Here is a 26,155-nt window from a genome sequence, read left to right as displayed (position 1 = left end):
AAACAAGACATTGCTTTAGGAGAGATAATCATGAAACCTTTAGCGTACCGGATGCGCCCAAGTCATATTGAAGACATCATTGGGCAGGAGCATCTCGTTGGAGAAGGTCAAATTATTAGACGAATGGTCGAGGCAAAACATTTATCCTCGATGATTTTATACGGACCGCCGGGCATCGGCAAAACATCGATTGCGACCGCGATCGCTGGCAGTACAAGCATTGCGTTTCGGACATTGAATGCAGTCATTCATAACAAAAAGGATATGGAAGCTGTCGCCGCTGAAGCGAAAATGAGCGGCCAAGTCATCCTTATTTTAGACGAGGTTCACAGGCTTGATAAAGGAAAGCAGGATTTCCTTCTTCCTTATTTAGAAAATGGCATGATCATTTTAATTGGCGCAACGACGGCTAACCCCTATCATGCGATCAACCCTGCCATCCGAAGCCGGACACAAATATTTGAGCTGAAACCGCTTGAAACAGAGCAAATCAAGGCTGCGTTAACAAGAGCGTTACAGGATGAACATCGCGGGCTTGGCGGTTATGAGGTGACAGTGAACGATGAAGCGATGAATCATTTTGCCAATGGATGCGGCGGAGACGTACGCTCTGCTTTAAATGCGCTAGAACTAGCTATCTTATCGACAAAAGCAGATGAGGCTGGGCATATTATGATCACTCTTGCCGCAGCAGAAGAATGTTTACAAAAAAAGAGCTTCTCACATGATAAGAATGGTGATGCTCATTATGATGTCCTCTCGGCTTTTCAAAAATCCATTAGAGGATCTGACGCAGATGCGGCGCTGCATTACCTTGCCAGACTGATTGAAGCAGGAGACCTTGAAAGCATTTCAAGGAGATTACTCGTGATGGCTTACGAAGATATTGGTTTAGCTAGTCCGCAGGCAGGTCCTCGTGTGTTAAGCGCTGTTCAAACCGCAGAAAGAGTCGGCTTCCCGGAAGCACGAATTCCGCTGGCTAACGCAGTCATTGAACTGTGTCTTTCTCCTAAGTCCAACTCAGCATATAAGGCGGTTGATGCGGCACTGGGTGACATTCGATCAGGGAAAATTGGTGAAATCCCTGTTCATTTAAAGGATGCTCACTACAAAGGAGCTACAGCACTCGGCAGAGGTGTCGATTACTTATACCCACACGATTATGAAAACGGCTGGGTGAAGCAGCAATACTTACCTGATCCGCTGAAAAACAAGCAATACTATGAACCGAAGCAAACAGGCAAATTTGAAGGCGCACTGAAACAGGTATATGAGAATTTAAAACGCCAAAAATAAAAAAAGCCCCCTGCATGTTAGCAGGCGGGCTGTTTATTTATCCTTCACACGTGTAATTGGAATATCTTTCAAGAGCTGCATAATGACATGACCACCCATGATCAGCCCTGCAACAGACGGGACGAACGCATTGGATGATGGCGGCATTTGTGCCTTTCGAATCTTCGCTTCATCATTTCCAACTTCTTTTCTGACATCTTCGCGAATCACAATCGGACTTTCATCAGAGAAAATGACTTCAATTCCTTTACGAATCCCTTCTTTGCGCAGACGCGTTCTTACAACTTTTGCAATTGGATCGGTATGTGTTTTTGAAATGTCATCAATTTTGAAACGGGTCGGATCTGTTTTGTTTGCTGCTCCCATACTCGAAATGATGTTCACATTGCGTTTCAGACACTCTTTCATTAAATGAATTTTATAGTGAATCGTATCTGACGCATCGATCACATAATCAAGCGGATATTCAAAAAATTGCTCATATGTTTCCTCTGTATAAAACATCTTTAGTGCAACTACTTCACATTCCGGATTAATATCAGCGATTCTCGCCTGCATTAAGTCAACCTTTGGCTGACCAACTGTTGAAAGCAATGCTGGAAGCTGACGGTTCACATTTGTAATATCAATATCATCTTTATCAACAAGAACAATACGGCCAACGCCTGAACGAGCGAGTGCCTCAACTGCAAATGAGCCAACGCCGCCCACACCAAGCACTGCAACTGTACTGTTTTTTAATATATCTAAGCCTTCCTTGCCTATAGCAAGCTCGTTTCTTGAAAACTGATGTAACAAGTGCCTCACTCCACCTTTATTTAAAATGAATCGAAAGAATCATATCATATTCAAACTTCTTCGTCATCCTTCTGAAAAAGAAAAAAACACAAAAAAGTCCCGACAACGCCGCCAGCTTTTCCTTCGTTTTGAACCCCGCACCATGCAGGTGGGTGCTTTCTTCCTGACTTTATAAGTCCTCTAAAGAGGCATTTATGCAGAAAGGAAAGGCAAGCTCCCGTATAAAAAAATGTTCGGTCAAAACTAGGTAACCACCGTACGTATCAGGACTTTATTTATTGATTGAAGAAAGCATATCATAGGCATGCCGCTTTTTCAAGCGTTTACATGCCCATATCCATGCGTCTATTTTACTGTTTTACCTTTGTTTTAATGGCTAAACTTAGCTCATCAAGCTGCGCTTCGCTTACAGTGCCAGGAGCATCTGTTAGCACACAGCTCGCACTTGCCGTTTTCGGGAACGCAATGGTATCTCTTAAGTTAGAGCGGCCGGCAAGCAGCATCACTAAGCGATCAAGACCAAGCGCGATTCCGCCATGCGGAGGAACTCCATGCTCAAAAGCATCTAGAAGGAAGCCGAATTGTTCATATGCCTCTTCTTTTGAAAACCCAAGTAAGCTAAACATTTTTTCTTGAATATCCTTTTCGAAAATACGAATCGAACCTCCGCCAAGCTCATAGCCATTCAGCACAAGATCGTAAGCCTGTGCCTTCATGTCTTCCGGGCTTGTCTCAATTAATTCAAGATCGTCGCGTACTGGCATTGTGAAAGGATGATGGGCAGCATAGAAGCGGCCTTCTTCTTCATCTTTTTCAAGCAGCGGCCAATCAACAACCCATAAGAAGTTGAATAGAGACTCATCAATGAGTTCAAGCTCTTTGCCGAGTTTTAGGCGAAGGGCACCAAGTGCATCATGGACAACAGACGTCTTATCTGCAACAAAAAGTAACAGGTCACCTTCTTCGACTTGCAGCTGCTCCTTTAATTCTGCCTGCTTTGCTTCATCAAAGAATTTAGCAATCGGTCCTTTTAATTCTGTCCCTTCTGCTTTTAGCCAAGCTAGACCTTTTGCACCGTAGTTCGCTGCAAATGCACCAAGGGCATCAATGTCTTTTCTTGAGTAGTTGGCTGCAGCACCTTTGACATTGATGGCTTTCACAGCTCCACCATTTTTCACAGCTCCGCTAAAGACTTTGAAATCGGAATCTTTTACCGTATCTGAAATGTTGACAAGCTTCATCTCAAAACGTGTATCTGGCTTATCAGATCCATAAGAATTCATTGCTTCATCGTATGTCATACGAGGTAATGGCAATGTCAGGTCTACGCCTTTGACATCTTTCATCACCTTTGCCATCATCTCTTCGGCAAGCGTCATAATGTCCTCTTGACTCATAAAGGACATTTCAATATCGACTTGTGTGAATTCCGGCTGACGGTCAGCACGCAAGTCTTCATCTCTAAAGCAGCGGGCAATTTGGTAGTAACGATCCATCCCTGAGACCATCAGCAATTGTTTAAATAGTTGCGGAGACTGAGGCAAGGCATAGAACTCTCCTTCGTGTACACGGCTTGGAACAAGATAGTCACGTGCACCCTCTGGCGTACTCTTCGTTAAAATCGGTGTTTCAATATCTAGAAAGCCGTTGTCATCTAAGAAATGGCGGAATGCTTTTGTTACTTCATGTCGCATTTTCATCGTTTCAAACATAGCAGGACGGCGAAGGTCTAAGTAACGGTATTTTAAGCGCACATCTTCTGATACCTCGTCCGCTTGATCTGAAATCACAAAAGGAGGGGTCTTCGCTTCATTTAACACGCTGACCGTTTCGACTTGAATTTCAATTTTCCCTGTTTTTAAATTTGGGTTGATTGTTGCTTCTTCTCTTGCGACAACCGTTCCTTTAATATCAAGGACATATTCATTACGAATCGACTCTGCTGTCTCAAGCGCCTCTTTTGATAGGTCTGGATTGAAGACAGCTTGTACAATCCCTGTACGGTCGCGCAGATCAATAAAGATTAATCCGCCAAGGTCACGTCTTTTTTGAACCCATCCTTTTAATACAACGGTTTGACCGATTTGGTCTTCTGTTACTTCTCCACAATAAAAAGTTCTACCAAACACAAACATTCCACTCCTTCTTTACGCCTTCTTGTGGGCCTTCATCATTTGAATCAGCTCATCAAGCTTCACTTCAATTTGTTCACCCGTTGTCGTATCTTTTACATTCACAATGCGCTGCGCCAGCTCATCTTCACCAAGGACTGCAATAAACTTGGCTTTTAATCGATCAGCCGCTTTAAATTGCCCTTTTAATTTCTTCCCTGTATAGTCCATTTCACTTGAAATGCCTTCTTTTCTCAGACGATTTAATAATGAAACAGAGTAATCCTTCGCTTCATCACCGAGTGCAGCAATGTATAGATCAATGCCATCTTGCAGAGGAAGATCAATCCCTTCAGCATCGATTGCTGATAGGAAACGCTCAATACTCATAGCAAAACCGATTCCTGGTGATTCAGGACCGCCAATTCCTTCAACAAGTCCATCATAACGGCCGCCGCCGGCTAATGTGGTAATCGCGCCAAAGCCTTCTGCATTACTCATGATCTCAAATGCCGTGTGATTGTAGTAATCAAGACCGCGCACTAAGTTCGGATCGACGACATATTCAATGCCTATATCTGTTAAGTATTGTTTGACCTTTTCAAAATAAGTCCGTGATTCTTCATTTAAGTAATCTTGAATGGATGGAGCCGTTGCCATCAATTCGTGGTCACGATCCTTTTTACAATCAAGAATTCGCAGCGGATTTTGATGTAAACGGGTTTGACAGTCATGACAGAATTCATCAATTCTTGGCTCAAAGTGCTCGACAAGTGCTTTGCGGTAGTCTGCACGGCTCTCTTTGTCACCAAGGCTGTTAATGACGAGCTTTAAGTTAGAAAGGCCTGCTTTCTCATAAACACTCATCGCAAGTGAAATGACTTCTGCATCAATGGCAGGATCCTTTGAACCGATCGCTTCAATCCCAAATTGATAAAATTGACGATATCTCCCTGTTTGCGGACGTTCATAGCGGAACATCGGTCCAATGTAATACAGCTTTGTTGGCTGCGCGGGCTGTGCAAATAATTTATTTTCAACATAAGAACGTACAGTTGAAGCCGTTCCCTCTGGACGAAGGGTGATGCTGCGTCCCTTTTTATCTTCAAATGTATACATCTCTTTTTGAACGATATCGGTTGATTCGCCTACTCCCCGTGCAAACAGCTCTGTATGCTCAAAAATCGGTGTACGGATTTCTTTGTATTGAAAGGCTGCACATGTATCTCTTGCAATTTGTTCAACATACTGCCAGCGTTCTGACTCTCCAGGTAAAATATCCTGTGTGCCTCTTGGAATATTAAAACTCATTTTTCGTCCTCCTACGACCATCATTCATTTTTTATGTGGACATATAAAAAACCCCCGCCTCTACTATGTGTATAGTAGGGACGAGAGTTATACCCGTGGTGCCACCCTAGTTGGAACATGATCCAGCCATGTTCCCGCTCAAATCCTTAACGCAGATTCACGTTCTCCGCCTATTGACTCATTTTTAGAGCGTTCAGCAGGAAACCTACAGAGTGTTCTTTCGTGATAAATGCCATGCGGATTCGCTTTCAGCCTAAGGCGATTCCTCTCTGCTCACGCAATTTACCCTACTATTCTCTATCATCAGTTCCACATTTTAAATTTTCAAGTGTGTTGATTTATATTATAATAAGGTCGGTGCTGCCACTCTGTCAACCCTTGCCGTGCCTCTTTTTCTTTTCCAGCTCTTCTTTTGACGTACATCCGTATTCAGATGCGGTTTCTTCAAGGAAGCCTGGTTGATCCATTTCGTCGTGCTGCCAGCGATCGATATCACGGTGTCCATTATATTGCACTCGTCCTAATTTTCTGCTTAATCTCATGTTTGTACATCCTTTTATCACGTTTTTATTTAGTATAAACAGATTGATTCATTTTTATTAGGGAAACTGCAAGGAATTAGTCCATTACATAACGAATTTACATTCATCGGTTTTACAAGGGAGGGGAAAACACCGTTTTGAATCTAAAAAAACACAATCAAATGTTGATGCTTCTTACCTGTTTTGTTCTCATCGCAAGTACTTTGCCTATGACACATGCTACAGCACAAACAGATCAAGCTGTGGTTGCAACAGATGAAATCAATGTGAGAACGGGCCCTGGTTTAAGCTATGGAATCGCAGCTGTTGTGAAGCGCGGAGAAAGCTATCCCATTCTCACTAAACAAGGAGAATGGGTGCAGATCCAATTGTCAAACGGTCAAAAAGGCTGGGTCGTCTCATGGCTGATTACCACATCATCTGGCAGCCAAAAGTCTGCTAAGCCAAAGGCGCAAAATCAGAGCGCATCAGGCAGCAGTTCCATTACATCGACAGCCTCGGATCTTCGCATACGGACAGGCCCTGGGACTTCCTATCAAGTCATCGGAACTTTCCCGCAAGGCGCTTCCGCTAAAAAGCTGAAAACAAGCGGCGAATGGACAAAAATTTCGTATAAACAAGCAGCAGGCTGGGTTCACTCTGATTATGTTTCAGGCGGCAAAAAAGCTTCTCAATCAAGCTCTGGCGAGTCCTCTCGCTCTAAACAGACAGGCACAGTTGGCGTATCGAGCTTGAATGTAAGGCAATCGGCGGCACCGAATGCACAAGTCGTCGCTTCACTTGCCCGCAACACACAGATCACCATTTTGCGCGAGCAGAACGGCTGGTATGAAATTGAGGCAAAAGGCGTAAAAGGATGGGCTGCAAGCTATTACATCGTCACAAGCAATGGAGCGAGTTCGGCGGGTGAACAGAATTCATCTTCTTCGTCTTCCCAAAAGAAAGCGTACATTGTCTACGATGGCACCAACATCCGAAAAAGCGCTTCTACCTCTGCTGGGATTGCAGAAAGAGCCACAAAAGGCGCTGCCTATCAAATTGTTCGCACGCAAGGTGACTGGTACGAGGTGACACTATCAAACGGCGGAACTGGTTATGTGGCAAGCTGGGTCGTTCAAACGAATAAAAATAGCAGCGAAGCACCAAGACCACAGCAGGATTCATCGTCTGGAACTGGGTCTTTAAAAGGAAAAACGATTGTTCTTGATCCTGGTCATGGCGGAAAAGACAGCGGCACGATTGGCGCAGATGGTGCATTTGAAAAGAACATTACCATCAAAACCGCCAATTTACTTGCAGGCAAATTAAGGGCTTCTGGTGCAAATGTCTATTTAACAAGAAGTGATGATACTTTTATCAGCCTTCAATCGAGGGTCGCGACATCTCATTACAGAAATGCAGATGCATTTATTAGTCTTCATTATGATAGTTTTATGGACCCAAGTGTCAGAGGAAGTACAGCGTATTATTATCAAACAGCAAAAGACCAGCAATTAGCGACAAATGTCCATACAGAAGTCGCTAAACGCTCTCAAATCCCTGATAAGGGTGTCAAATTCGGAGATTATTTTGTTTTAAGAGAGAACAAACGCCCTTCTCTTTTATATGAACTCGGCTATTTAAGCAATCCTCAGGAGGAAGCGATCATTTATAGCGCCTCTTACCAAGAACGAGTCACAGAAGGAATGACGGAAGGATTAAAACAATATTTCCGTTAAAAAGAAAGAGGCCTCTGCGCCTCTTTTTTGTTTGATCGCAAAAGAAAAAGACTCTAAACAAACTCCTGCATGAGTTTATCTACAGTCTAAAGCGAATCTATTCTTTGCTATCCATCCAGATGGTGACGGGCCCTGAATTGGTCAATGACACATCCATCATCGCGCCAAAGCGGCCAGTTTCTACATGAATGCCTTTTTCTCTAAGGGCTTTATTGAAACATTCGTAAAGGGAGTTCGCGGCATCTGGCTTGGCTGCTTTCATAAAATTCGGTCGTCTGCCCTTTCTCGTATCACCATAAAGGGTAAATTGAGACACAGACAGGACGCTTCCTTTTACATCCAATAACGAATGATTCATTTTCCCGTTTTCATCTTCAAAAATACGTAAATGTGCAAGCTTTTCTGCTAAATAAAGCACATCTTCTTCTGTATCTTCATGTGTGACACCAACGAGCACCATATACCCTTCATTGATGGCACCTGTGATCTCTTCTTCTACCTTGACAGATGCACTTGTCACACGCTGCACTACAAGCCTCATAGACGATATACTTCCTTTCTAATTCATGAATCGGCGAACAGAGTAAATGTCTTTGATTTGTTTAATGCGCTCTACTACTTTGTGCAAATGGTTAATGTTTTGGATAAAGATCGCCATATGGATCGTCGCCACTTTGTTACGGTCAGACTTCCCAGAAACTGAAGAGATGTTCGTTTTGGTTTCATTGACTGCTTGAAGCACCTCATTGAGTAAGCCGCGTCTATCATATCCTAATATTTCAATTTCCACATTGTATTCTTTACGGTTTCGAGCAGGCTGTTCATGCTCCCACTCTACCGGGATTAACCGTTCCTGCGCTTCTCCTGTCTTCACGTTCGGACAGTCATCACGGTGAACAGATACGCCCCTGCCTTTCGTAATAAAACCAACAATGCTATCACCTGGAACAGGATTACAGCACTTAGATAAGCGGACAAGCAGGTTATCTATCCCTTTGACTCTTACGCCTGCTTCTCGTTTTTTCCCATGATACGTCTTTGACTCTACTGTCACTTCTTGAACAGTTTTCTCTTGTTCTTCTTGATCTCTTTGTTTTCTTTCTTTTTCTGTTAAACGATTGGCGACTTGGAGTGCAGTAATTCCGTTATAACCAACCGCTGCATACATGTCCTCTTCGTTTGAAAAATTAAATTTGTCAGCCACTTTTTGCAGGTTTTCAGCTGTCAGAATGTCTTTGACATCAAACTCAAGGTTTTTGATTTCTTTCTCCACGAGTTCTCGGCCTTTTTCGACATTTTCTTCACGGCGCTGTTTTTTGAAAAACTGCCTGATCTTGTGCTTCGCTTGGGAGGTTTGGGCAAGTTTGACCCAATCCTGACTTGGTCCATAGCTGTGCTTAGATGTCAGAATTTCAATAATGTCACCTGTTTTCAGTTTGTGATCGAGCGTGACCATCTTACCGTTGACTTTAGCACCGATCGTTTTATTCCCAATTTCCGAGTGAATCCGGTAAGAGAAGTCAATCGGAACTGAACCTGACGGCAGTTCAATGACGTCTCCTTTTGGTGTAAACACAAACACCATATCAGAGAAGAGATCGATCTTTAACGATTCCATAAATTCTTCTGCATCTGTCGATTCATTTTGGAATTCAAGGATTTCTCTAAACCAAGAGAGCTTCTTCTGGAAGACAGCTTCCTCCGTTGATTCTGCTGACTCTTTTCCTTCTTTGTATGCCCAGTGCGCTGCAATTCCGTACTCTGCAATTTCATGCATTTCCACTGTACGGATCTGAACTTCAAGCGGGTCACCTTTTGGCCCAATCACTGTTGTATGAAGGGATTGGTACATGTTCGGCTTTGGCATCGCAATATAATCCTTAAACCTGCCTGGCATCGGCTTCCAGCATGTATGGATAATCCCGAGCACGGCATAGCAGTCTTTAATGCTGTCAACCAAAATACGAACGGCCAGCAGATCATAAATTTCATTAAACTGCTTATTTTGCAGGACCATTTTGCGATAAATACTATAAATATGCTTTGGTCTGCCGGAAAATTCAGCCTTGATGTTCACCTCTGACACACGGTCTTTCACTTCATTGACAACCTCGTCCAAGTATTCCTCACGTTCCGCTCGTTTGCGCTTCATGAGATTCACGATCCGGTAATATTGCTGCGGATTTAAGTAACGGAGCGCTGTATCTTCAAGCTCCCACTTAATCTTTGAAATCCCTAATCTGTGCGCAAGCGGTGCAAAGATTTCAAGTGTTTCATTTGAAATTCTTCGCTGCTTCTCCTGAGGAAGGTGTTTGAGCGTTCTCATATTGTGCAGACGGTCTGCCAGTTTAATTAAGATGACGCGTATATCCTGCGCCATTGCCACAAACATTTTTCGATGGTTTTCGGCCTGCTGTTCTTCTTGTGATTTATATTTAATCTTCCCGAGCTTTGTCACACCATCAACAAGCATCGCAACTTCTTCGTTAAAATGCTCTTTTAAATCCTGTAATGTCACATCCGTATCCTCGACAACATCGTGCAGGAAACCGCCTGCAATGGTCGATGGGTCCATTTCAAGGTCAACAAGAATCCCCGCCACTTGAATTGGATGGATAATATAAGGCTCACCAGATTTCCGGTATTGCTCCTTGTGTGCATTTTCAGCATATTCATATGCTCGCTCTATAAATTGAATATGTTCAGCGGACAGGTATTCTCTTGCCTTGTCAATGACCTGCTGCGCCGTTAAAACTTGTTCGTTCGCCATGGAATCACCTTTTTAAATGAAAACTGTATTGTAGTTTATTATCAAGAAAAATTCGATAGATGTAAAGAGAAGAAGTCCGCTAAAAGATTTTTGATAGGAAAAAAGCACCCTTCTTACCGAGTGCTTTTTGCGTAAAACTCCATTAGTATTGCATTAACGTCAAGATGTCGTAACCGTCAAGCTTCTTTCTGCCGTCCAGATACGTCAACTCAATCAAGAATGCAATTCCTGCCACAACGCCGCCTAATTCCTCTACAAGCTTGATGGATGCTTCAATTGTTCCACCAGTCGCAAGTAAGTCATCTGTAATCAGGACACGCTGACCAGGACGAATCGCATCTTTATGAATCGTTAATACATCTTTACCATATTCTAAACCGTAATCGACTTTAACGACTTCACGAGGAAGCTTTCCTTCTTTACGAACTGGTGCAAAACCTACACCTAGTGCGTATGCTACAGGGCAGCCAATAATGAATCCACGCGCTTCAGGTCCAACAATGAGATCAATGTCTCTTTCCTTCGCGTATTCAACGATTTGATCCGTTGCATAACGGTACACTTCGCCTTTATCCATTAACGTTGTAATATCTTTAAATTGTACACCTTCCTTTGGGTAGTCAGGTACAACTGTCACATATTGTTTTAAATCCATCTTTTCCTTTTCCTCCTCGTACGTCAAAGCACAGGTGAGACTTCGCTCATCATGCTATTCAGCCATTCCTTCAGCTCTTTGGCTGAGGAATATGTTAGTGTTTGATCGAGTTCCATCAATCGTTGTTTTGCTGTATAGGATGCTGATGCCGTTAAATCTTTTTTAGGGGCATCACGTACTATTGACAGCACACCATTCTCTATTTTAACAAAACCGAGTTCAAAAAACACCTTTGTCATAAAAATGATTGTTTCTTTTGTCCAGCCTCTATGTTTGGCCAGCTCCATTCCTTGTTCTTTGAGGGGGAAACTTCCTCGTTTTAACAAGAATCCATAAAACCATTTGAATTGATCACGGCTAGGGAAAGAAGACATAAAATGATCTTCTTTTCTTTGAAAAACCGTATAAACTCTAGCTGGCTTTTGGTTTTCTAAAAGTCGCCTTAGCAAATGCTCATCTGCAGGAACATCCGCAAAGACGATATACTTGCCCTCTACATCGAACGTTGAAACATTTTCTGCATGGACATGATAAATTGGGATATTGACTTCCTGTTTTGTTTCTTCGTCAAAACAGACCACCACATATTTTTCTGGATCAAGCGTGGAGATTGTCTTTTCCCAATCCTTTTTGCCGCGCAAATCAAACAGCTGCCATTCATCTACTCGGGCATCTTTTAGCATAAGCTGAGGTTTCTTCCGGTTATTCCATTCATTGATGGACATTTCACCAATGACGGAAATGCGGCTACCTGTGACAATTTCTTCTTTTAATTGACCTTGATGAAAACCGACACAGTCAAGCAGCTTGTCTTCGTCTTTCAGAGACATTTTAATATGATTCTGATTTGCCCCAATCGTTCGGATCTCTTCAAGCCTCGCATCTTCAATCATGATGAACGGCTTTGGATTCTGCATGCCAAATGGTGACAGCATCCCCACTTCTTCAATCGCTTCAACCGTCAATTCGTCTACCTTGCATACGGCATCGACCCGCTGAATCGGAATAAAATCTTCTTCTGTCAACGTTTCATTCGCATATTGATTTAATCTTTCTCTTAGTAAAGGAACATCATCCGCTCGAAGTGTCATACCCGCAGCCATCGGGTGCCCGCCGAAATGCGGCAGAATGTCACGGCATTTGCTTAAATGGAAAAATAGATCGAAGCCAGGAATACTCCGCGCTGATCCTTTTGCCATTTGCGTCTCTTCATCTATTCCAAGCACAATCGCCGGACGTGAAAATCTATCCGTCAATTTAGAGGCAACAATTCCGACAACACCCGGATTCCAGCCAGCTTTCGCTACAACGATCGCAGACTGGTCATCACCTGTCTCTTCAACCATTTGAATGGCTTCTTCTGTGATCGTACTCACAATTTTTTGACGTTCTTTATTGAGTTCTTGTACAAAACGAGCGAGCTCTTCTGCTTCATCCTTATCCTCTGTCATGAGAAGATGAACAGCTGGATCTGCCTGCTCAATTCGCCCTACAGCATTCAGCCTTGGCGCAATTTGAAAGCCGACCGTTTCTTCATTTGCTTCTTCAAGAGTAGCTCCCGCTTCTTTCAATAACGCTTTCAGCCCCGGTCTTTTCGACTGTCGAAGCTGCACAAGCCCTTTTTTGGCGAGCCATCTATTCTCATCATGAAGCGGCACAAGATCCGCTATTGTCCCAATTGCCGCAAGATCTAACAGCTGAGCTGGCAGTTTCCCAAGAAGTGCATGCGCCACTTTAAACGCTACGCCTACACCGGCAAGTTCTTTAAAGGGATACTCACAGCCCGGCTGCTTAGGATGGACAATTGCAAGTGCCTCAGGCAGCTCCTCACTTGGTTCATGGTGATCTGTAATGATCAGGTCTAACCCTATTTCTTTTGCAATACGTGCTTCATTTACAGCTGCAATGCCTGTATCGACCGTGATGACAAGCGATGCGCCTTGCTCTTTGATATATCGAAAAGCCTGTTCATTAGGCCCATAGCCTTCTTTAAATCGATCTGGAATATAAAAGTCTACTTTCGCAGACCGCTCTTTTAATGTATGTAAAAGCACAGACGTACTTGTCACACCATCCGCATCATAGTCTCCGAAGATCACAATCGATTCCTGCTCTTCGATCGCTTTGTTGATGCGCTCTACTGCTTCTTTCATCCCTTTTAATAGAAATGGATCATGAAATTCGGCTTTTTGATCAAATAAAAAAGACCTCGCTTCTTCTACTTCTTCGAGTCCTCTTTTTACAAGAAGCGATGCAGTCAGCGCTGAAATATTCAGATTTTCAGAGAGTGATTTCACTTTTTCTTCGCTTGGATGTTCATATTCCCAGCGCATTTTGGATAATAACATAAATTCACCCCTCAACCACACTATTATACTAGAGTGGCCTGAGGGGTTTCAATTTTTATTTTATGAAATTGTGCTGGAAGGTTATTTTTCCTTCCGGTCAAATGATGCTGGCTGTTCTTTTAAAGGCGTCACATTCGGTTTCTTTTGAACGTCTTTGTCGATCTTTTTATTCGAAGCAGCAGGTGCAGGTGCGGCTGCACGCTCAGCTTTTAAAGCCTTTAGTTCACGTTTTAGTTTCACAATTTGGAAAATCCCTGCGAAAGCCACAATGAGTCCGCCCATTAGCACAGAACCAATAATGACAAGAATCAGCGGCCATTCAGCCGTTCCAAATAAGTAGTCAACTTGCACTGGCCGCACATTGATCACGGCAAATACTGAGACAATTAATACGAAAATAAATGCGAAGATGATGGTCCATTGTTGTTTGTTCATCTACATATCCCCCAAGCTTTTTCTTTTATTCTTCCCTTTTCCTTGTCCATTTTAAACACAGAAAGAAAATAGCGGAAGAAAATCTATCAGCATGGGCATGATTAGCTGCTGAGTTTTTCTTTAATGAGGTTCTTTATTTCTTGTCTTTCTCCAGAAATAACAAGGGTATCCCCTTCTTCAATGACCGTATCAGGTCCTGGATTTAACATCTTCTCATGTGATTTTCTCACGATAGCGATGACTGTTACTTGATCATTTTGGCGGACATTGAGGTCTCCGATTGTCTGCTGAACAGCTGGTGCATTCTTTTCAATCTTAAACCATTCAATCATCAGTTCATCAATGGCTATCTCTACAGTTTCAAGCGCTTTCGGCTTATATACCATGCCGCCTAAAATAGCTGCAATTTGTCTTGCTTCTTCATCGTTTAGCAAAATACCAGAAATAGATTCTTCATGGTCGTCCTCTTGAAAATGATACATTTCTCTTCTGCCGTCATCGTGTGTAATGATGGCAAGCTTCTCATTATTTCTTGTGATCATTTCGGCTTTGTGACCGATACCTGGCAGTTCAGTTTCCCGAACCTTCATAACAGCCCCTCCAATGAATAAAGCCAAATGCCTCAAACGGACACTTGCTTTCTATACTGCTCTAAACGTATGTCATTATAGCAAAAGACCATTTCAAGATCAATGATACCCGAAATGTTTTTTTCGAATCGACTTATTCTCGGGAAATCTATAGAAAAAAGACTGCCAAAAAGGCAGCCTTTCTCAATTAAATATCTTGCTCAGTATCAATCTTCGCCGGCTTTTTCAACTCACGGCCTTTCCACATGAGCCAAATTTGTGCTGCGATATATAGAGATGAGTACACCCCTGTTAACAGACCGACAAGTAAGGCGATGGAGAAGTTTGTAATCGACGCCGATCCGAAGATAAGCAGTGCGATCACAACAATTACGACAGTGAGTACCGTATTGATAGATCGTGTAAAGGTTTGCTGTAAACTCAAGTTGACGATGTAAGATAGATCTTCTACCGTTTTTGGTTTACGTTTCTTCATTTGCTCACGAACCCTATCGAACGTCACGATCGTGTCATTGATCGAATACCCGATCACCGTGAGGATCGCCGCAATGAAGGTCACATCTACCTCTAATCGTGTGATACTAAAGAATGCCACAATGAAGAATGCATCATATAAAAGGGAAGCAATCGCTGCAATGGCCATTTTATATTCAAAACGAATGGAAACATAAATAATGATCCCAATCGAAGCAATGATGATGGCATATAAAGCATTGCGTGCAAGTTCTTTTCCGACAGTAGGAGACACCGTGCTGACATTCGGTTCTGTACCATACTTATCTTTAAAGTAATCTTTCACTTCTGCGATTTTTTCTTTATTTGGCACACCAACAAATCTTGCCGCTGCTTGATTTTCTTTTTGACCAGATAACACAACACTATCTGTATCAAGATCTAATTTTTGAAAGTCTTGCTCAATTTGAGCAGTTGACAGCTTATGGTCACTTTGAATGTCTACTCTTGTACCACTTGCAAAGTCAATACCCGCATTGAGTTTGAAAATCGAAAGGACGATAATCCCCGCAATGGTAATGGCTACTGAGAAAATCATGAAACCTTTTCGCTTGCTGACAAAATCCCATTTATCAAACGGTGTTTTTGGTTCAGTATTTTCTGTTGTTTCATGAATATCGATGATGTCTTTTTGACGGACACCAAACCAGCCTTTCTTGCGATCGAGCGCGCGGCTTTCCACAAGCAGTCCAAGAAGGAATCTTGATAGGAATACAGCCGTAATAAAGCTTGTTAAGATGGAAAGGATCAGCATAGTCGCAAACCCTTTTACAGAACTTGTCCCGAAGAAGAAAAGGACGCCCCCTGCAATAATACTCGTTAAGTTTGCATCAAAGATGGTCGCAAATGATCGGCGGTTCCCTGACCTGAAAGCAGAACGGACAGATTTACCGAGCTTAAGCTCCTCTTTGATTCGTTCATATGTGATGATGTTGGCATCAACCGCCATCCCTACTCCAAGAATCAGTGCCGCAATTCCAGGAAGTGTCAGAACAGCACCCATCCAGTCAAACACCTGTAAGGTAATATAGATATACGTTGATAACGTGATGACAGCAATAAGACCAGGTATTCGGTAATAAAAAAGCATGAATAAGAAAATGAGGGCAATTCCCACAATCCCTGCAAAGACAGTTTCATTTAATGCCTGTTCACCAAATTGCGCACTCACTGATGTGGAGTACTTTTCAGTTAATTTCACTGGCAATGCCCCAGCATTTAAAATACTTGCAAGGTCTTTTGCCTCTTGGACAGTAAATTTCCCTTCAATTTGCACGTCACTGCTGTTAATTTCTTGATTCACATTCGGCGCAGAGACATACTTGTGGTTTGATTTTGAGACTTCTTTTTTGAAGGAATCTCCTTTGTGGTAATCAAGCCAAATGACAAGCTGGTTATTCGGCGCCATCGCCGCTACTTTTCTTGTGACGTCACCAAATTTTTTCGCATCCTTTAGTTTAACCGTCACAATTGGCTCATTCGTTTGACTGAATGTTTGTTTTGCACTGTTTTCGACCAAGTCAGCCCCGTTTAGGAGTTCTTTATCATTCGTATCTCTGAAGGATAGCTGTGCTTCAGTGGAAAGAATCTCCCTAGCTCTGTTTTGATCTTTTACCCCCGCAAGTTGCACGCGGATACGATTGTTGCCTTCAATCGAGATGTTCGGCTCACTTACACCTAGCACATTGGCTCTTCGGTTTAAAGCCTCCACTGTACTGACGAGGACACTATTTGTAATCTTGTCCTCTTTTTTCACTGGATGTACATCATACAGGACTTCAAATCCACCCTGCAAATCCAGCCCTAGCGTCATATCTTTCGCAACAGGCTTTGTTAGTAAGCCTACGCCAGTTCCGATTAACAGAACCACTAAGAAAAACGCAAGAATGCGCCCTTTTTTCATTATGTATTTCCTCCTTAAACACCTGAATCCATTAAGATGGCTTATTTCAACAGTTCATCTAGCATATTCTTGCCATCTTCACTGTCCAAAAAAGCAGACGTTTTAAACGACTGAACGGTTGCATAGTTCATAAATTCGCCAATTTTCACAGATAAAATATCTGCAACCATTTCATGAATCGGATACTCTTGTTTTTTCTTCCACTTCTTATTCTCTAAGTATGACCATAATTCCTCTAAATCTACATCTTTATAGCCCAAAACGATGAATTCTTCAAGCTTACTGAACAGAAAAGGCTTTAAATGGTCTTTGTAAATTGCAGCCGGATGTTGTGTCAATGGGATGCTCCCCCTTTTCAGTTTTTATCGAGAGACTTGTCATGCTTGGACGATATACACGCATATCTTATTGTATATGATTCTATGTCGTTTGAGAAGGCAGGTGATCTTTGATTTGACGAAGCAAACGTTTTTAAAGGGCACGATTATTTTAATTTTAGCAGGTTTTATCACGAGAATATTGGGTTTTGTCAATCGGATTGTGATTGCAAGGTTCATTGGCGAAGAAGGAGTCGGGCTTTATATGATGGCTGCCCCTACCTTTTTTCTCGCTGTGACGCTGACACAATTTGGACTGCCTGTCGCTATTAGCAAGCTTGTCGCAGAAGCAGAAGCCCGGGGTGACAAACAGAAAACTAAACGTATTCTAGTCATGTCCCTTGCGATAACAGGGACACTCAGCCTGATATTCACGCCGCTCTTTTTATGGTTTGCACCCATCATGGCAGAAAATATGCTGACAGATCCTAGAACGGTCTATCCACTTCTTGCTATTACGCCCGTTGTCCCAGTCATCGCCATTTCCAGTGTGCTGAGAGGATATTTTCAAGGCAGACAGCAAATGAGCCCGCTTGCCATATCTCAAGTACTGGAACAGGTCGCAAGAATTTCTCTAGTGGCAGTATGTACAACAGCTTTCCTTCCTTATGGGATTGAATACGCGGCAGCTGGTGCGATGATTTCATCTGTCATTGGAGAGATGATTTCACTTGCATATTTACTGATTGCCTTTCGTTATAAAAAGACCATTCGTATTCGAAAACGATTTTTTAAGGCGATTCATGACGGTAAGGATACGTTTAAGCAGCTGATGAGTATTGCCCTGCCAACAACAGGCAGCCGTTTCATCGGGAATATTTCGTGGTTTTTAGAGCCGATAGTTGTCGCGCAAAGTCTTGCGATTGCTGGATATGCGGCTGTAGAAGCGACACGGCAGTATGGGGAGTTGACTGGTCTTGCGCTGACCCTTTTGACACTGCCTAGCTTTATTACGTACTCTCTATCCACTGCATTGGTCCCGGCGATCAGTGAAGGAATGGAGCAGAACAAACGCAAAACGGTCGAATACCGGCTGAAGCAGGCGATGCGTCTTTGTCTACTCAGCGGAGGCATTTCCTGTATTATTCTTTTCGTTTATGCAGAAGATTTAACGCTCTTTATGTATGGTTCATCGCATGCGGCTATCTATGTGAAATTCATGGCCCCATTTTTTCTATTATATTATTTTCAAGGGCCGCTTCAAGCTGTCCTGCAAGCACTCAATTTAGCTGGCGCGGCGATGACGAATAGTCTGATAGGTGCTGTTGTGAAAACAGGGATGATTTTTGTCCTTGCTTCACAGCCGGGCTTTGGCATTATGGGGGCAGCACTCGCGATATTAATCGGCATCGTCCTTGTCACGCTGCTTCATGCGGCAACTGTCGGTAAAGTACTGCCTATTCATTTACCAATGAAGGAATATGGGATATGCGTTCTTGTGATCATCGGCACCGGGGCTGTCAGCCTTTGGCTGAAGTCTCAAGTAAACGGGCTCTTTTCTGCCCCTATTGAGCTTGTGACGCTGATCTTTGTTACGTGTATGCTATATGTCATTCTATTAATCTGTCTAGGGCTAGTGAAGCGTGAAGAGCTTCGCCGCCTCCCATTCATTGGGAAACTGCTTTAGCTCATCTCTTCTTGATCACTTCATCTTTCAAATCAATATAAAATGTCTTTTGATTAAAGCTGCAGTAGGAAATCTGATCAATTTCATGATAGCCCCTTTTGGCAAGCTCATCTTTCAGCCACTGTTCATTTTGATTAATTTGCTTCAGATGATCGTGCTGTACAACACCATCTGCAATAAGTGGCAGCTCAAGCGCTCCGTGTGTGTGCTTGTTTTCTTTTTCAACGACCGCAAGCTTTCCGGATGGCTCTAAAATGGCGTAAGAGACATCCTGAATGCTATCGATGTTGTTTTCTCTTAATTGAATAAGCAGGTCATCAAAATTGTATCGCTGTTTTCTCATCGCACCCTCGTCGATTTTCCCATTGATGATGAGCAGGGCCGGTTTGCCGTCTAGAAAGCGCCGGACACCTTGGAATTTCAATGAGAGGTAGGCGAGTGTGATTTGAATGAAGGTTAACAGCAGGATCGGCCATACCGTATGTAACATGTGATCTTCGACTTCTTCTATGGCGAGAACTGCAATTTCTGCGATCATCATAAAAATGACAAGATCTAAAATACTCAATTCGCCAATTTCTCTCTTGCCCATTAACCGAAAAATAAACCAAACAAGAAAATATAAAATGATTGTTCTCATGGAGATAATCAAGATGTCCTGCATGTGATGTAAACCTCCTTCTCCACCATAGCTTGTGTCAAAACACTTTATTTATGTAGAAAAGAAAGCCTCTGTTTTTATCGTGAGAAACATGTCTATTTTTTCTTCATGGTGAATACATTTTAGTAAAAGACAAGCTTCGGTCAATTGGAGAGGAGACGAATCACATGCAGGAAACGAAACAAATCGGAAAAGGGATTTTATCCGGCTTAATGGCCATTTTTATCGTGATGATTGTCACAAGTTTACTTGTATCGCTCATGCTTACCTTCACAAGTATGCAGGAATCATCGTTTAAATGGATGATTATGATTTTGTCCTTTGTGGCACTTTTATTAGGAGGGATCATTTCTGGAGGAAAAGCAAAGGAGCGCGGCTGGCTCATTGGCGCGATCACTTCTATGATCTTTTCTCTCACTGTATTCTTATTTCAATATTTAGGGTTTGGAGAAACCTTTTCACCAGAGCAGTTTATCTATCATGGGGCATTTCTAGGGATTTGTATGCTGGGCGGAATGATTGGCGTTAATCTTCGAGGCAAATAAAAAAAGAGCGGATCATATCGCTCTTTTTTTATGGCTATGTATCGGAGGATTAACCTTTGTCAGCTAATTCTCTAATAGCGCGTCGATCGAAAGTTAAACGGTTGTTCTCGCTAGTTTTGATGACCACTTTTGATTCATCAATGTAGTCGATTTCACCGTGTAAACCACCGATTGTGACGATTTTATCGCCTTTTGATAAAGATTGCTGCATCTGACGCACAGCTTTTTGTTGCTTTTGCTGTGGACGGATTAACAAGAAGTAAAGCACAGCAAACATGACAACAATCATAATGATTGAACCCATACCACCATCCATTCTATTTCACCCCTTTCTAAAGCATTATAAAGCCTTTCGTTTATGCGTTAAAAGTTTTTCGCATTCGGTTCGTTAAAGCCATAACGTTCAAAAAACTCTTCTTTAAAATCACCTAAACGATCCTCACGGATAGCTTCTCTCACTTGCTCCATTAATTTTAACAGAAAATGAAGATTATGATAAGTTGTTAATCGAATTCCGAACGTTTCATTTGTTCGGATTAAATGTCTAATATAGGCGCGTGTGTAGTTTTTACATGTGTAGCAGTCACAATTTTCATCGATTGGTCTGAAATCACGCTCATATTTTGCATTTTTCACAACAAGACGTCCTTCGCTTGTCATCAAGGTGCCGTTTCTTGCAATTCGCGTCGGCAATACGCAGTCAAACATATCTACACCGCGAATGGCACCGTCAATTAAGGAATCTGGTGAGCCGACACCCATTAAGTACCTTGGCTTGTCTGCCGGTAACAATGGCGTTGTGAACTCCAGTACACGGTTCATCACATCTTTTGGTTCACCAACAGATAAGCCTCCGATGGCGTAGCCTGGGAAATCAAGTGAAACCAGATCTTTTGCACTTTGTTTACGAAGCTCTTCGTATTCTCCACCTTGGACAATTCCAAACAGCCCTTGATCCTCTGGACGCTGGTGCGCTTCTAGACAGCGCTCTGCCCATCTGCTTGTCCGCTCCACAGAACGTTTCATGTAGTCGTACTCTGCTGGATATGGCGGACATTCATCAAATGCCATCATAATATCAGAGCCAAGCGCATTTTGGATGTCCATGGCCTTTTCAGGAGAAAGGAACAGCTTGTCTCCGTTTAAGTGATTACGGAAGTGGACGCCTTCTTCTTCAATTTTTCTAAATTCACTCAAAGAGAATACTTGGAATCCGCCTGAATCGGTCAGAATCGCTCGATCCCAGTTCATAAATTTATGCAGCCCGCCTGCTTCTTTCACAATATCATGACCCGGACGGAGCCATAGGTGGTACGTATTGCTTAAGATGATGCCTGCATCCATTGCCTTTAGTTCTTCAGGTGCCATCGTTTTGACTGTAGCCAGTGTACCTACCGGCATAAATACAGGTGTTTCAAAGGAGCCGTGCGGTGTATGAACGCGTCCTAGTCGTGCACCTGTTTGTTTGCATGTTTTAATGAACTCATAACGTATCGGTAATTGCGACAAAAATGAGCCCTCCTGTCTTTGTTGTATGATGTTATTGAATCAGCATGGCATCGCCAAAGCTGAAGAATCGGTATTCCTCTTTTACAGCCTCATTGTACGCTTTTAGTACATGCTCTCGTCCAGCTAATGCGCTGACAAGCATGATTAACGAGGATTTTGGCAGATGGAAATTCGTGATCATGCCATCAATGGCCTTGAATGTATAGCCTGGGTAAATAAAGATTGACGTCCAGCCGCTTGACGCTTTGAATTCGCCGTCATGCGCACTTGCAATGGTTTCGAGCGTTCTCGTTGACGTTGTCCCAACTGAAATAATCCGTCCGCCTTCCTTGCGAACGCGATTGAGCTCTTCAGCTGTTTCTTCATTCATTTCGTAAAACTCTGCGTGCATTTCGTGTTCTTCAATACGTTCTGCACTGACCGGACGAAAAGTACCAAGCCCCACGTGCAGTGTAATGAAAGCTACATGCACACCTTTTGCTTTCAGCGCATCCAGCAGCTCGTTTGTAAAGTGAAGACCAGCAGTTGGAGCAGCAGCGGAGCCAACCTCTTTTGAATACACCGTTTGATAGCGTTCACGATCGTCAAGCTGCTCTTTAATATAAGGAGGCAGCGGCATCTCACCGAGGGATTCAAGTACTTCATAAAAAATGCCTGTATACTGAAACTTAACTTTTCTTCCGCCATGTTCCATCTCTTCTGTACATACCGCTTGAAGCCGTCCATCACCAAATGTGATAACCGTTCCTTTTTTCACCCGTTTGGCTGGTTTTACAAGTGTTTCCCAGTTGTCTCCCTCCTCTTGTTTTAATAGAAGAAGTTCAACTTTTGCACCTGTATCCTCTTTCATTCCAAACAAACGTGCCGGCAGAACGCGTGTATTGTTTAAAACGAGACAATCACCCGTTTGAAAATAATCGGTGATTTGTGAGAATGTATCATGTGTCATCGCACCCGTTTGTTTGTTTAAGACCATCAGTCTTGATGCATCTCGTTTTTCAAGCGGCACTTGTGCAATCAATCTTTCTGGTAAATCAAAATCAAATAGTTCTAGCTTCATTTCCTTCACCTATTCTGTAGTTAACTAGTTAACGTTATTTCATCCGTCCAAAGATATTAAGTAATATGGTTAGCACAATGCTAATGGCAATGCATGTGATCACAGGAAAAAAGAAAGTCACATTTCCTTTTTTCACAAAAATATCACCTGGAAGCTTACCAACCAATTGAAATACTAATCCTGCGGCAAAAAGGACACCACCTAAAATCATCAATATTTTAGGGAATTCAGTCACGAATCGGAACCTCCATTTGAAAATGTTCATACGCTTCTCTTGTGACGACCCGTCCTCTTGGTGTTCTTTGCAGGAAACCAATTTGCAGTAAATACGGTTCGTACACATCTTCAATCGTATGTGATTCTTCTCCAATTGTCGCTGAGATTGTATCAAGCCCTACAGGACCGCCTCTAAATTTTTCGATCATACTTAAAAGCAGCTTATGATCTATATGATCCAGACCAAGCCTGTCGACTTGAAGGCGCTCAAGGGCATCTTCCGCAATGTCCTCGGTAATCGCATGATTCCCAAGCACCTGCGCAAAATCTCTTACTCTTCTGAGCAGACGATTGGCAACCCTTGGCGTGCCCCGGGAACGTCTTGCGATCTCTTCGGCTGAGCGAAGATCGATCCCAATCTCAAACAGCTCGGCTGTTCTTGCCACAATGTGAGCCAAATCTCTTTGCTCATAGTATTCCAATCTTGCATGTACCCCAAACCTGTCACGAAGCGGTGCTGTTAAAAGCCCTACACGGGTCGTGGCACCTACAAGTGTAAATGGCGGTAAATCAAGCCGTACAGAGCGCGCTGTATCTCCTTTGCCAATGACGATATCTAAACAAAAATCCTCCATTGCCGGATAAAGCACTTCCTCAATTGAGCGCTGCAAGCGATGAATTTCATCTATAAACAACACATCACCTGGCTCAAGAGAAGTTAAGATTGCCGCCAAATCGCCAGGACGTTCAATCGCTGGTCCAGATGTTGTACGCAGCTGAACATTCATTTCATTGGCGATAATCGACGCAAGCGTTGTTTTCCCGAGTCCAGGCGGTCCATATAAAAGGACGTGATCGAGTGTTTCCTGCCTCATGCGGGCAGCTTCAATAAACACACTGAGGTTATCTTTTACTTTTTGCTGACCGATATATTGGCTAAGTGTCTGTGGCCGCAGACTTTGCTCAATGGCTGATTCATGGTTGTCTGCTTCAGTTGAGACGAGCCGTTCATCCATGAGACATCACCCTATTTCAACATTTTTTGTAAAGCTTTTTTCACATATTGATCGGTTGTGAGATTCTTTTCTTCTTTTAATAATGGAAGAACCTTTTTAATTTCACGATCACCGTATCCAAGAACATTTAAGGCTTCAAGCGCTTCGTCTAATGCCGTTTGCTGCGTTTCGACCTGAATATGGTCCTCGTGATTAAATAGGTTGCCAATCATTTCCGGTACGACATCGGCTAGCTTTCCTTTTAGATCGAGAATGATTTGGCGAGCTGTCTTTTTGCCAACACCAGGGAACTTAATCAGGAACGCTTCATCTTCACGTTCTATCGCTGAAATGACAGCGCCAGGATCACCGGAAGCAAGAATCGCTAGAGCCCCCTTCGGCCCAATCCCCGTGACATTTAACAGTTTTGTGAACAGCGCTTTTTCTTCTCGCGTTTGAAATCCATATAACGAAAAAGCGTCTTCCTTTATGTAATGATACGTATAAATCGTTTCTTGTTTGTTTACTTGATAGATAAACGGGTTTGGGGTATAGACTTGATATCCCACTCCGCCGTTTTCAATGACAACATATTGCGGGCACACATAATCAATGGTCCCTTTTACAAACTCTATCACCGTTTTCACCTCTTTGACTGTTCTTCATTGTAACATAAATCGAGAAGAAAACCGCAATAAAAGTTAACATACGTTCGCTCAATGCATTTTTACGATAAAACCACGAAAAACAGCTTGCGGCCTTCACACCAGCAAGCTGTTACACGCTTTAAAACGATATTTCATTTCGGTAAGGCTTCATGACTTCAAGCACATGCTCAAATTCATCCTTTGTTCGAAAAGGAATGCCTTGCTCAAGCTGCTCCTCCACATGACTTTCTAAACGGGACGTATCAATTTGAAAAAAGAGATGAATAGGCTCCGCCCAGCCGTCAGGCCTTCCATGAAACGTAGAAATCACACCGTCCTCTGATAATCCGATATATCCATTTGCTTTACTTAATGGAGAGATATCATCAATTTGCTTTCTAAAAAGCGCAAAATCCTCTCTCTGTTCTACTAGCGTCCAGCCTTTATACTGTGCCCAGAATGTGTCTTTGTCTTCTAATGAAGCCCGGTGTCTTTCAATACTCACATCTCCGTCTAGATAGACTTTTTCAAGCTGCACGGTGATAGAGTTTGACTGCTTTTGCAAGTGTTCTTTTCCTTCCATATCCGCAGCGAAAAAAAGCACACTTGTCATGATAAGTCCTGTAACGAAACATTTCATCTTCACTTTCACTATTTACACCTCTTTAGAACATGAGATCGATGCATGACATATGTAGTTTGACCCATTTTTCTAAACATTAACCAAATCGATGAATGAATATATGGGAAGAGTCTTTCGTTGTATCCTTCATTCGTAAATGGTATGTTTTATACAATCCATTGCTTTATCGAATGACTCGGTTTTTTCATCATTCGTTTTTCAGCCGCATAAACTGAAACCAAAGAAGGTGAAGTCAATGTCAGATGTTAAAAGATTAGCCGAATCGATTCAGTATCATGAAGATAAACGTCTTCATAAGCTTGCCTTTAAACCGGCAGAGCTTGAACTGTGCGGCAAAGGAAGAAGTGCCTATGTCTTTTCATACAAAAAAGACGGCAAGAAAATGGCACTAAAAGTCTTTTTCCCTTCTTATCACCATATTGCCCGCAAAGAAGCCGCCATTTATGAAAAACTTTCTGGTTCGTCTTACTACCCTGAGATTTATGAATCTGGGGATCAGTATATTTTAATGGAATATATTAAAGGCTACACATTCTATGAATGCCTCACAAAGGGGATTCCTATTAAAAAACAAATGATTGAACAAGTGGATGATGCGCTAGAAGAAGCACGCGAGAAAGGATTGAATCCTTCTGATATCCATCTGCGGAATCTGATCTTAACAAAGGAAGGCCAGGTCAGGGTCATCGACGTAGCCCGTTTCACACAAACAAAAGCATGCCACCAATGGAATGATTTAAAAGCCGCTTACGCTTATTATCAAAAACCTTTTTTCCCTAAAAAAGCACCGCGTCTATGGCTTGAAGTGATTGCTTATTTGTATAAAAAGAACTGGCTGTCCCGCGGTCAGCTTAATAATCGAAATGATTTTTCTGCATAATGAAA

General features: G+C 42.6%; 25 protein-coding genes, 1 other RNA gene and 1 other annotated feature. Of the genes, 5 read left to right on the top strand and 21 right to left on the bottom strand.

Annotated elements, in window-relative coordinates:
- Positions 1-30: 30 nt before the first annotated feature.
- Positions 31-1,296, top strand: coding sequence for a replication-associated recombination protein A (locus tag C6347_RS15330; RefSeq protein ID WP_106071789.1), 1,266 nt, complete (start codon positions 31-33; stop codon positions 1,294-1,296).
- Between the two features lie 33 nt (positions 1,297-1,329).
- On the opposite strand, the gene C6347_RS15325 is transcribed toward C6347_RS15330, so the two are convergent.
- From C6347_RS15325 to C6347_RS19280, 5 genes are all read right to left on the bottom strand, one after another.
- Positions 1,330-2,094: a tRNA threonylcarbamoyladenosine dehydratase gene (locus C6347_RS15325; protein WP_044140034.1), complete on the bottom strand. Its 765-nt coding sequence runs from the start codon at positions 2,092-2,094 to the stop codon at positions 1,330-1,332.
- A 92-nt stretch (positions 2,095-2,186) separates the two neighbouring features.
- A non-coding RNA gene (gene ssrS, locus C6347_RS15320) (6S RNA) lies at positions 2,187-2,367 on the bottom strand.
- Between the two features lie 77 nt (positions 2,368-2,444).
- Entirely contained in the window at positions 2,445-4,223 is a 1,779-nt protein-coding gene (aspS, locus tag C6347_RS15315) for an aspartate--tRNA ligase (protein WP_106039645.1), read from the bottom strand.
- Positions 4,224-4,241: 18 nt separating this feature from the next.
- Positions 4,242-5,516 (bottom strand): histidine--tRNA ligase, encoded by a 1,275-nt coding sequence (gene hisS, locus C6347_RS15310; protein WP_060596864.1) that lies wholly within the window; start codon positions 5,514-5,516, stop codon positions 4,242-4,244.
- 73 nt (positions 5,517-5,589) lie between these two features.
- Positions 5,590-5,829 (bottom strand) — a binding site (T-box leader).
- A gap of 58 nt (positions 5,830-5,887) precedes the next feature.
- Positions 5,888-6,058 carry a YrzK family protein gene (locus tag C6347_RS19280; RefSeq protein WP_003216250.1) on the bottom strand — a complete coding sequence of 57 codons (171 nt, stop codon included), beginning with the start codon at positions 6,056-6,058 and terminating at the stop codon, positions 5,888-5,890.
- Positions 6,059-6,219: 161 nt separating this feature from the next.
- On the opposite strand from C6347_RS19280, the gene C6347_RS15305 reads away from it, so the two are divergent.
- Positions 6,220-7,776: an N-acetylmuramoyl-L-alanine amidase family protein gene (locus C6347_RS15305; protein WP_374955743.1), complete on the top strand. Its 1,557-nt coding sequence runs from the start codon at positions 6,220-6,222 to the stop codon at positions 7,774-7,776.
- A 97-nt stretch (positions 7,777-7,873) separates the two neighbouring features.
- Here C6347_RS15305 and dtd read toward each other — a convergent pair whose 3' ends face one another.
- The 8 genes from dtd to C6347_RS15265 all read right to left on the bottom strand — a co-directional run bounded on the left by dtd (position 7,874) and on the right by C6347_RS15265 (position 17,328).
- Positions 7,874-8,317 carry a D-aminoacyl-tRNA deacylase gene (gene dtd, locus C6347_RS15300; RefSeq protein ID WP_060596866.1) on the bottom strand — a complete coding sequence of 148 codons (444 nt, stop codon included), beginning with the start codon at positions 8,315-8,317 and terminating at the stop codon, positions 7,874-7,876.
- 18 nt (positions 8,318-8,335) lie between these two features.
- Positions 8,336-10,546, bottom strand: coding sequence for a RelA/SpoT family protein (locus C6347_RS15295; protein WP_060596867.1), 2,211 nt, complete (start codon positions 10,544-10,546; stop codon positions 8,336-8,338).
- Between the two features lie 142 nt (positions 10,547-10,688).
- Complete coding sequence (locus C6347_RS15290; protein WP_034661543.1) at positions 10,689-11,201, bottom strand: adenine phosphoribosyltransferase; 513 nt, start codon at positions 11,199-11,201, stop codon at positions 10,689-10,691.
- Positions 11,202-11,224: 23 nt separating this feature from the next.
- Entirely contained in the window at positions 11,225-13,549 is a 2,325-nt protein-coding gene (gene recJ / locus C6347_RS15285) for a single-stranded-DNA-specific exonuclease RecJ (protein WP_106071787.1), read from the bottom strand.
- Between the two features lie 81 nt (positions 13,550-13,630).
- Positions 13,631-13,984: a LapA family protein gene (locus C6347_RS15280; protein WP_060596869.1), complete on the bottom strand. Its 354-nt coding sequence runs from the start codon at positions 13,982-13,984 to the stop codon at positions 13,631-13,633.
- A gap of 101 nt (positions 13,985-14,085) precedes the next feature.
- Entirely contained in the window at positions 14,086-14,574 is a 489-nt protein-coding gene (locus C6347_RS15275) for a cation:proton antiporter regulatory subunit (protein ID WP_106071786.1), read from the bottom strand.
- A 187-nt stretch (positions 14,575-14,761) separates the two neighbouring features.
- Complete coding sequence (gene secDF, locus C6347_RS15270; protein WP_060596871.1) at positions 14,762-16,990, bottom strand: protein translocase subunit SecDF; 2,229 nt, start codon at positions 16,988-16,990, stop codon at positions 14,762-14,764.
- Positions 16,991-17,031: 41 nt separating this feature from the next.
- Positions 17,032-17,328, bottom strand: coding sequence for a post-transcriptional regulator (locus C6347_RS15265; RefSeq protein ID WP_003216788.1), 297 nt, complete (start codon positions 17,326-17,328; stop codon positions 17,032-17,034).
- A gap of 115 nt (positions 17,329-17,443) precedes the next feature.
- On the opposite strand from C6347_RS15265, the gene spoVB reads away from it, so the two are divergent.
- The gene (spoVB, locus tag C6347_RS15260; RefSeq protein ID WP_095285508.1) at positions 17,444-18,994 is read left to right on the top strand and encodes a stage V sporulation protein B; all 1,551 of its coding nucleotides are present in this window, start codon (positions 17,444-17,446) and stop codon (positions 18,992-18,994) included.
- Between the two features lies 1 nt (position 18,995).
- Here spoVB and C6347_RS15255 read toward each other — a convergent pair whose 3' ends face one another.
- Positions 18,996-19,658 carry a DUF421 domain-containing protein gene (locus C6347_RS15255; RefSeq protein ID WP_060596873.1) on the bottom strand — a complete coding sequence of 221 codons (663 nt, stop codon included), beginning with the start codon at positions 19,656-19,658 and terminating at the stop codon, positions 18,996-18,998.
- A gap of 164 nt (positions 19,659-19,822) precedes the next feature.
- Between C6347_RS15255 and C6347_RS15250 the strand changes: the two genes are divergently transcribed.
- Positions 19,823-20,200 (top strand): TIGR04086 family membrane protein, encoded by a 378-nt coding sequence (locus tag C6347_RS15250; protein WP_034661565.1) that lies wholly within the window; start codon positions 19,823-19,825, stop codon positions 20,198-20,200.
- 49 nt (positions 20,201-20,249) lie between these two features.
- Here the strand turns inward: C6347_RS15250 and yajC are convergent, their stop codons facing one another.
- The 7 genes from yajC to C6347_RS15215 all read right to left on the bottom strand — a co-directional run bounded on the left by yajC (position 20,250) and on the right by C6347_RS15215 (position 25,267).
- Entirely contained in the window at positions 20,250-20,516 is a 267-nt protein-coding gene (gene yajC / locus C6347_RS15245; protein ID WP_003216659.1) for a preprotein translocase subunit YajC, read from the bottom strand.
- 47 nt (positions 20,517-20,563) lie between these two features.
- On the bottom strand, positions 20,564-21,709 hold the full coding sequence (tgt, locus tag C6347_RS15240) for a tRNA guanosine(34) transglycosylase Tgt (RefSeq protein ID WP_060596874.1): 1,146 nt from the start codon (positions 21,707-21,709) through the stop codon (positions 20,564-20,566).
- Positions 21,710-21,740: 31 nt separating this feature from the next.
- A complete protein-coding gene (gene queA, locus C6347_RS15235; RefSeq protein WP_106071785.1) occupies positions 21,741-22,769 on the bottom strand; it encodes a tRNA preQ1(34) S-adenosylmethionine ribosyltransferase-isomerase QueA in 1,029 nt (342 codons plus the stop codon).
- Between the two features lie 34 nt (positions 22,770-22,803).
- Positions 22,804-23,004, bottom strand: coding sequence for a DUF2905 domain-containing protein (locus tag C6347_RS15230; RefSeq protein ID WP_034661574.1), 201 nt, complete (start codon positions 23,002-23,004; stop codon positions 22,804-22,806).
- Positions 22,997-24,001 carry a Holliday junction branch migration DNA helicase RuvB gene (gene ruvB, locus C6347_RS15225; protein ID WP_060596875.1) on the bottom strand — a complete coding sequence of 335 codons (1,005 nt, stop codon included), beginning with the start codon at positions 23,999-24,001 and terminating at the stop codon, positions 22,997-22,999. Before ruvB ends, C6347_RS15230 begins: the two co-directional genes overlap by 8 nt.
- 11 nt (positions 24,002-24,012) lie before the next feature.
- A complete protein-coding gene (ruvA, locus tag C6347_RS15220; protein ID WP_034321303.1) occupies positions 24,013-24,618 on the bottom strand; it encodes a Holliday junction branch migration protein RuvA in 606 nt (201 codons plus the stop codon).
- Between the two features lie 148 nt (positions 24,619-24,766).
- Complete coding sequence (locus C6347_RS15215) at positions 24,767-25,267, bottom strand: intercompartmental signaling factor BofC (protein WP_181185478.1); 501 nt, start codon at positions 25,265-25,267, stop codon at positions 24,767-24,769.
- Positions 25,268-25,505: 238 nt separating this feature from the next.
- On the opposite strand from C6347_RS15215, the gene C6347_RS15210 reads away from it, so the two are divergent.
- A complete protein-coding gene (locus C6347_RS15210; RefSeq protein WP_060596876.1) occupies positions 25,506-26,150 on the top strand; it encodes a serine/threonine protein kinase in 645 nt (214 codons plus the stop codon).
- Positions 26,151-26,155: the final 5 nt, after the last annotated feature.

The sequence above is a fragment of the Bacillus sp. NMTD17 genome (assembly GCF_002998735.1).
Lineage (GTDB): Bacteria > Bacillota > Bacilli > Bacillales > Bacillaceae > Bacillus.
This window is presented reverse-complemented; position numbering and strand designations above follow the sequence as displayed.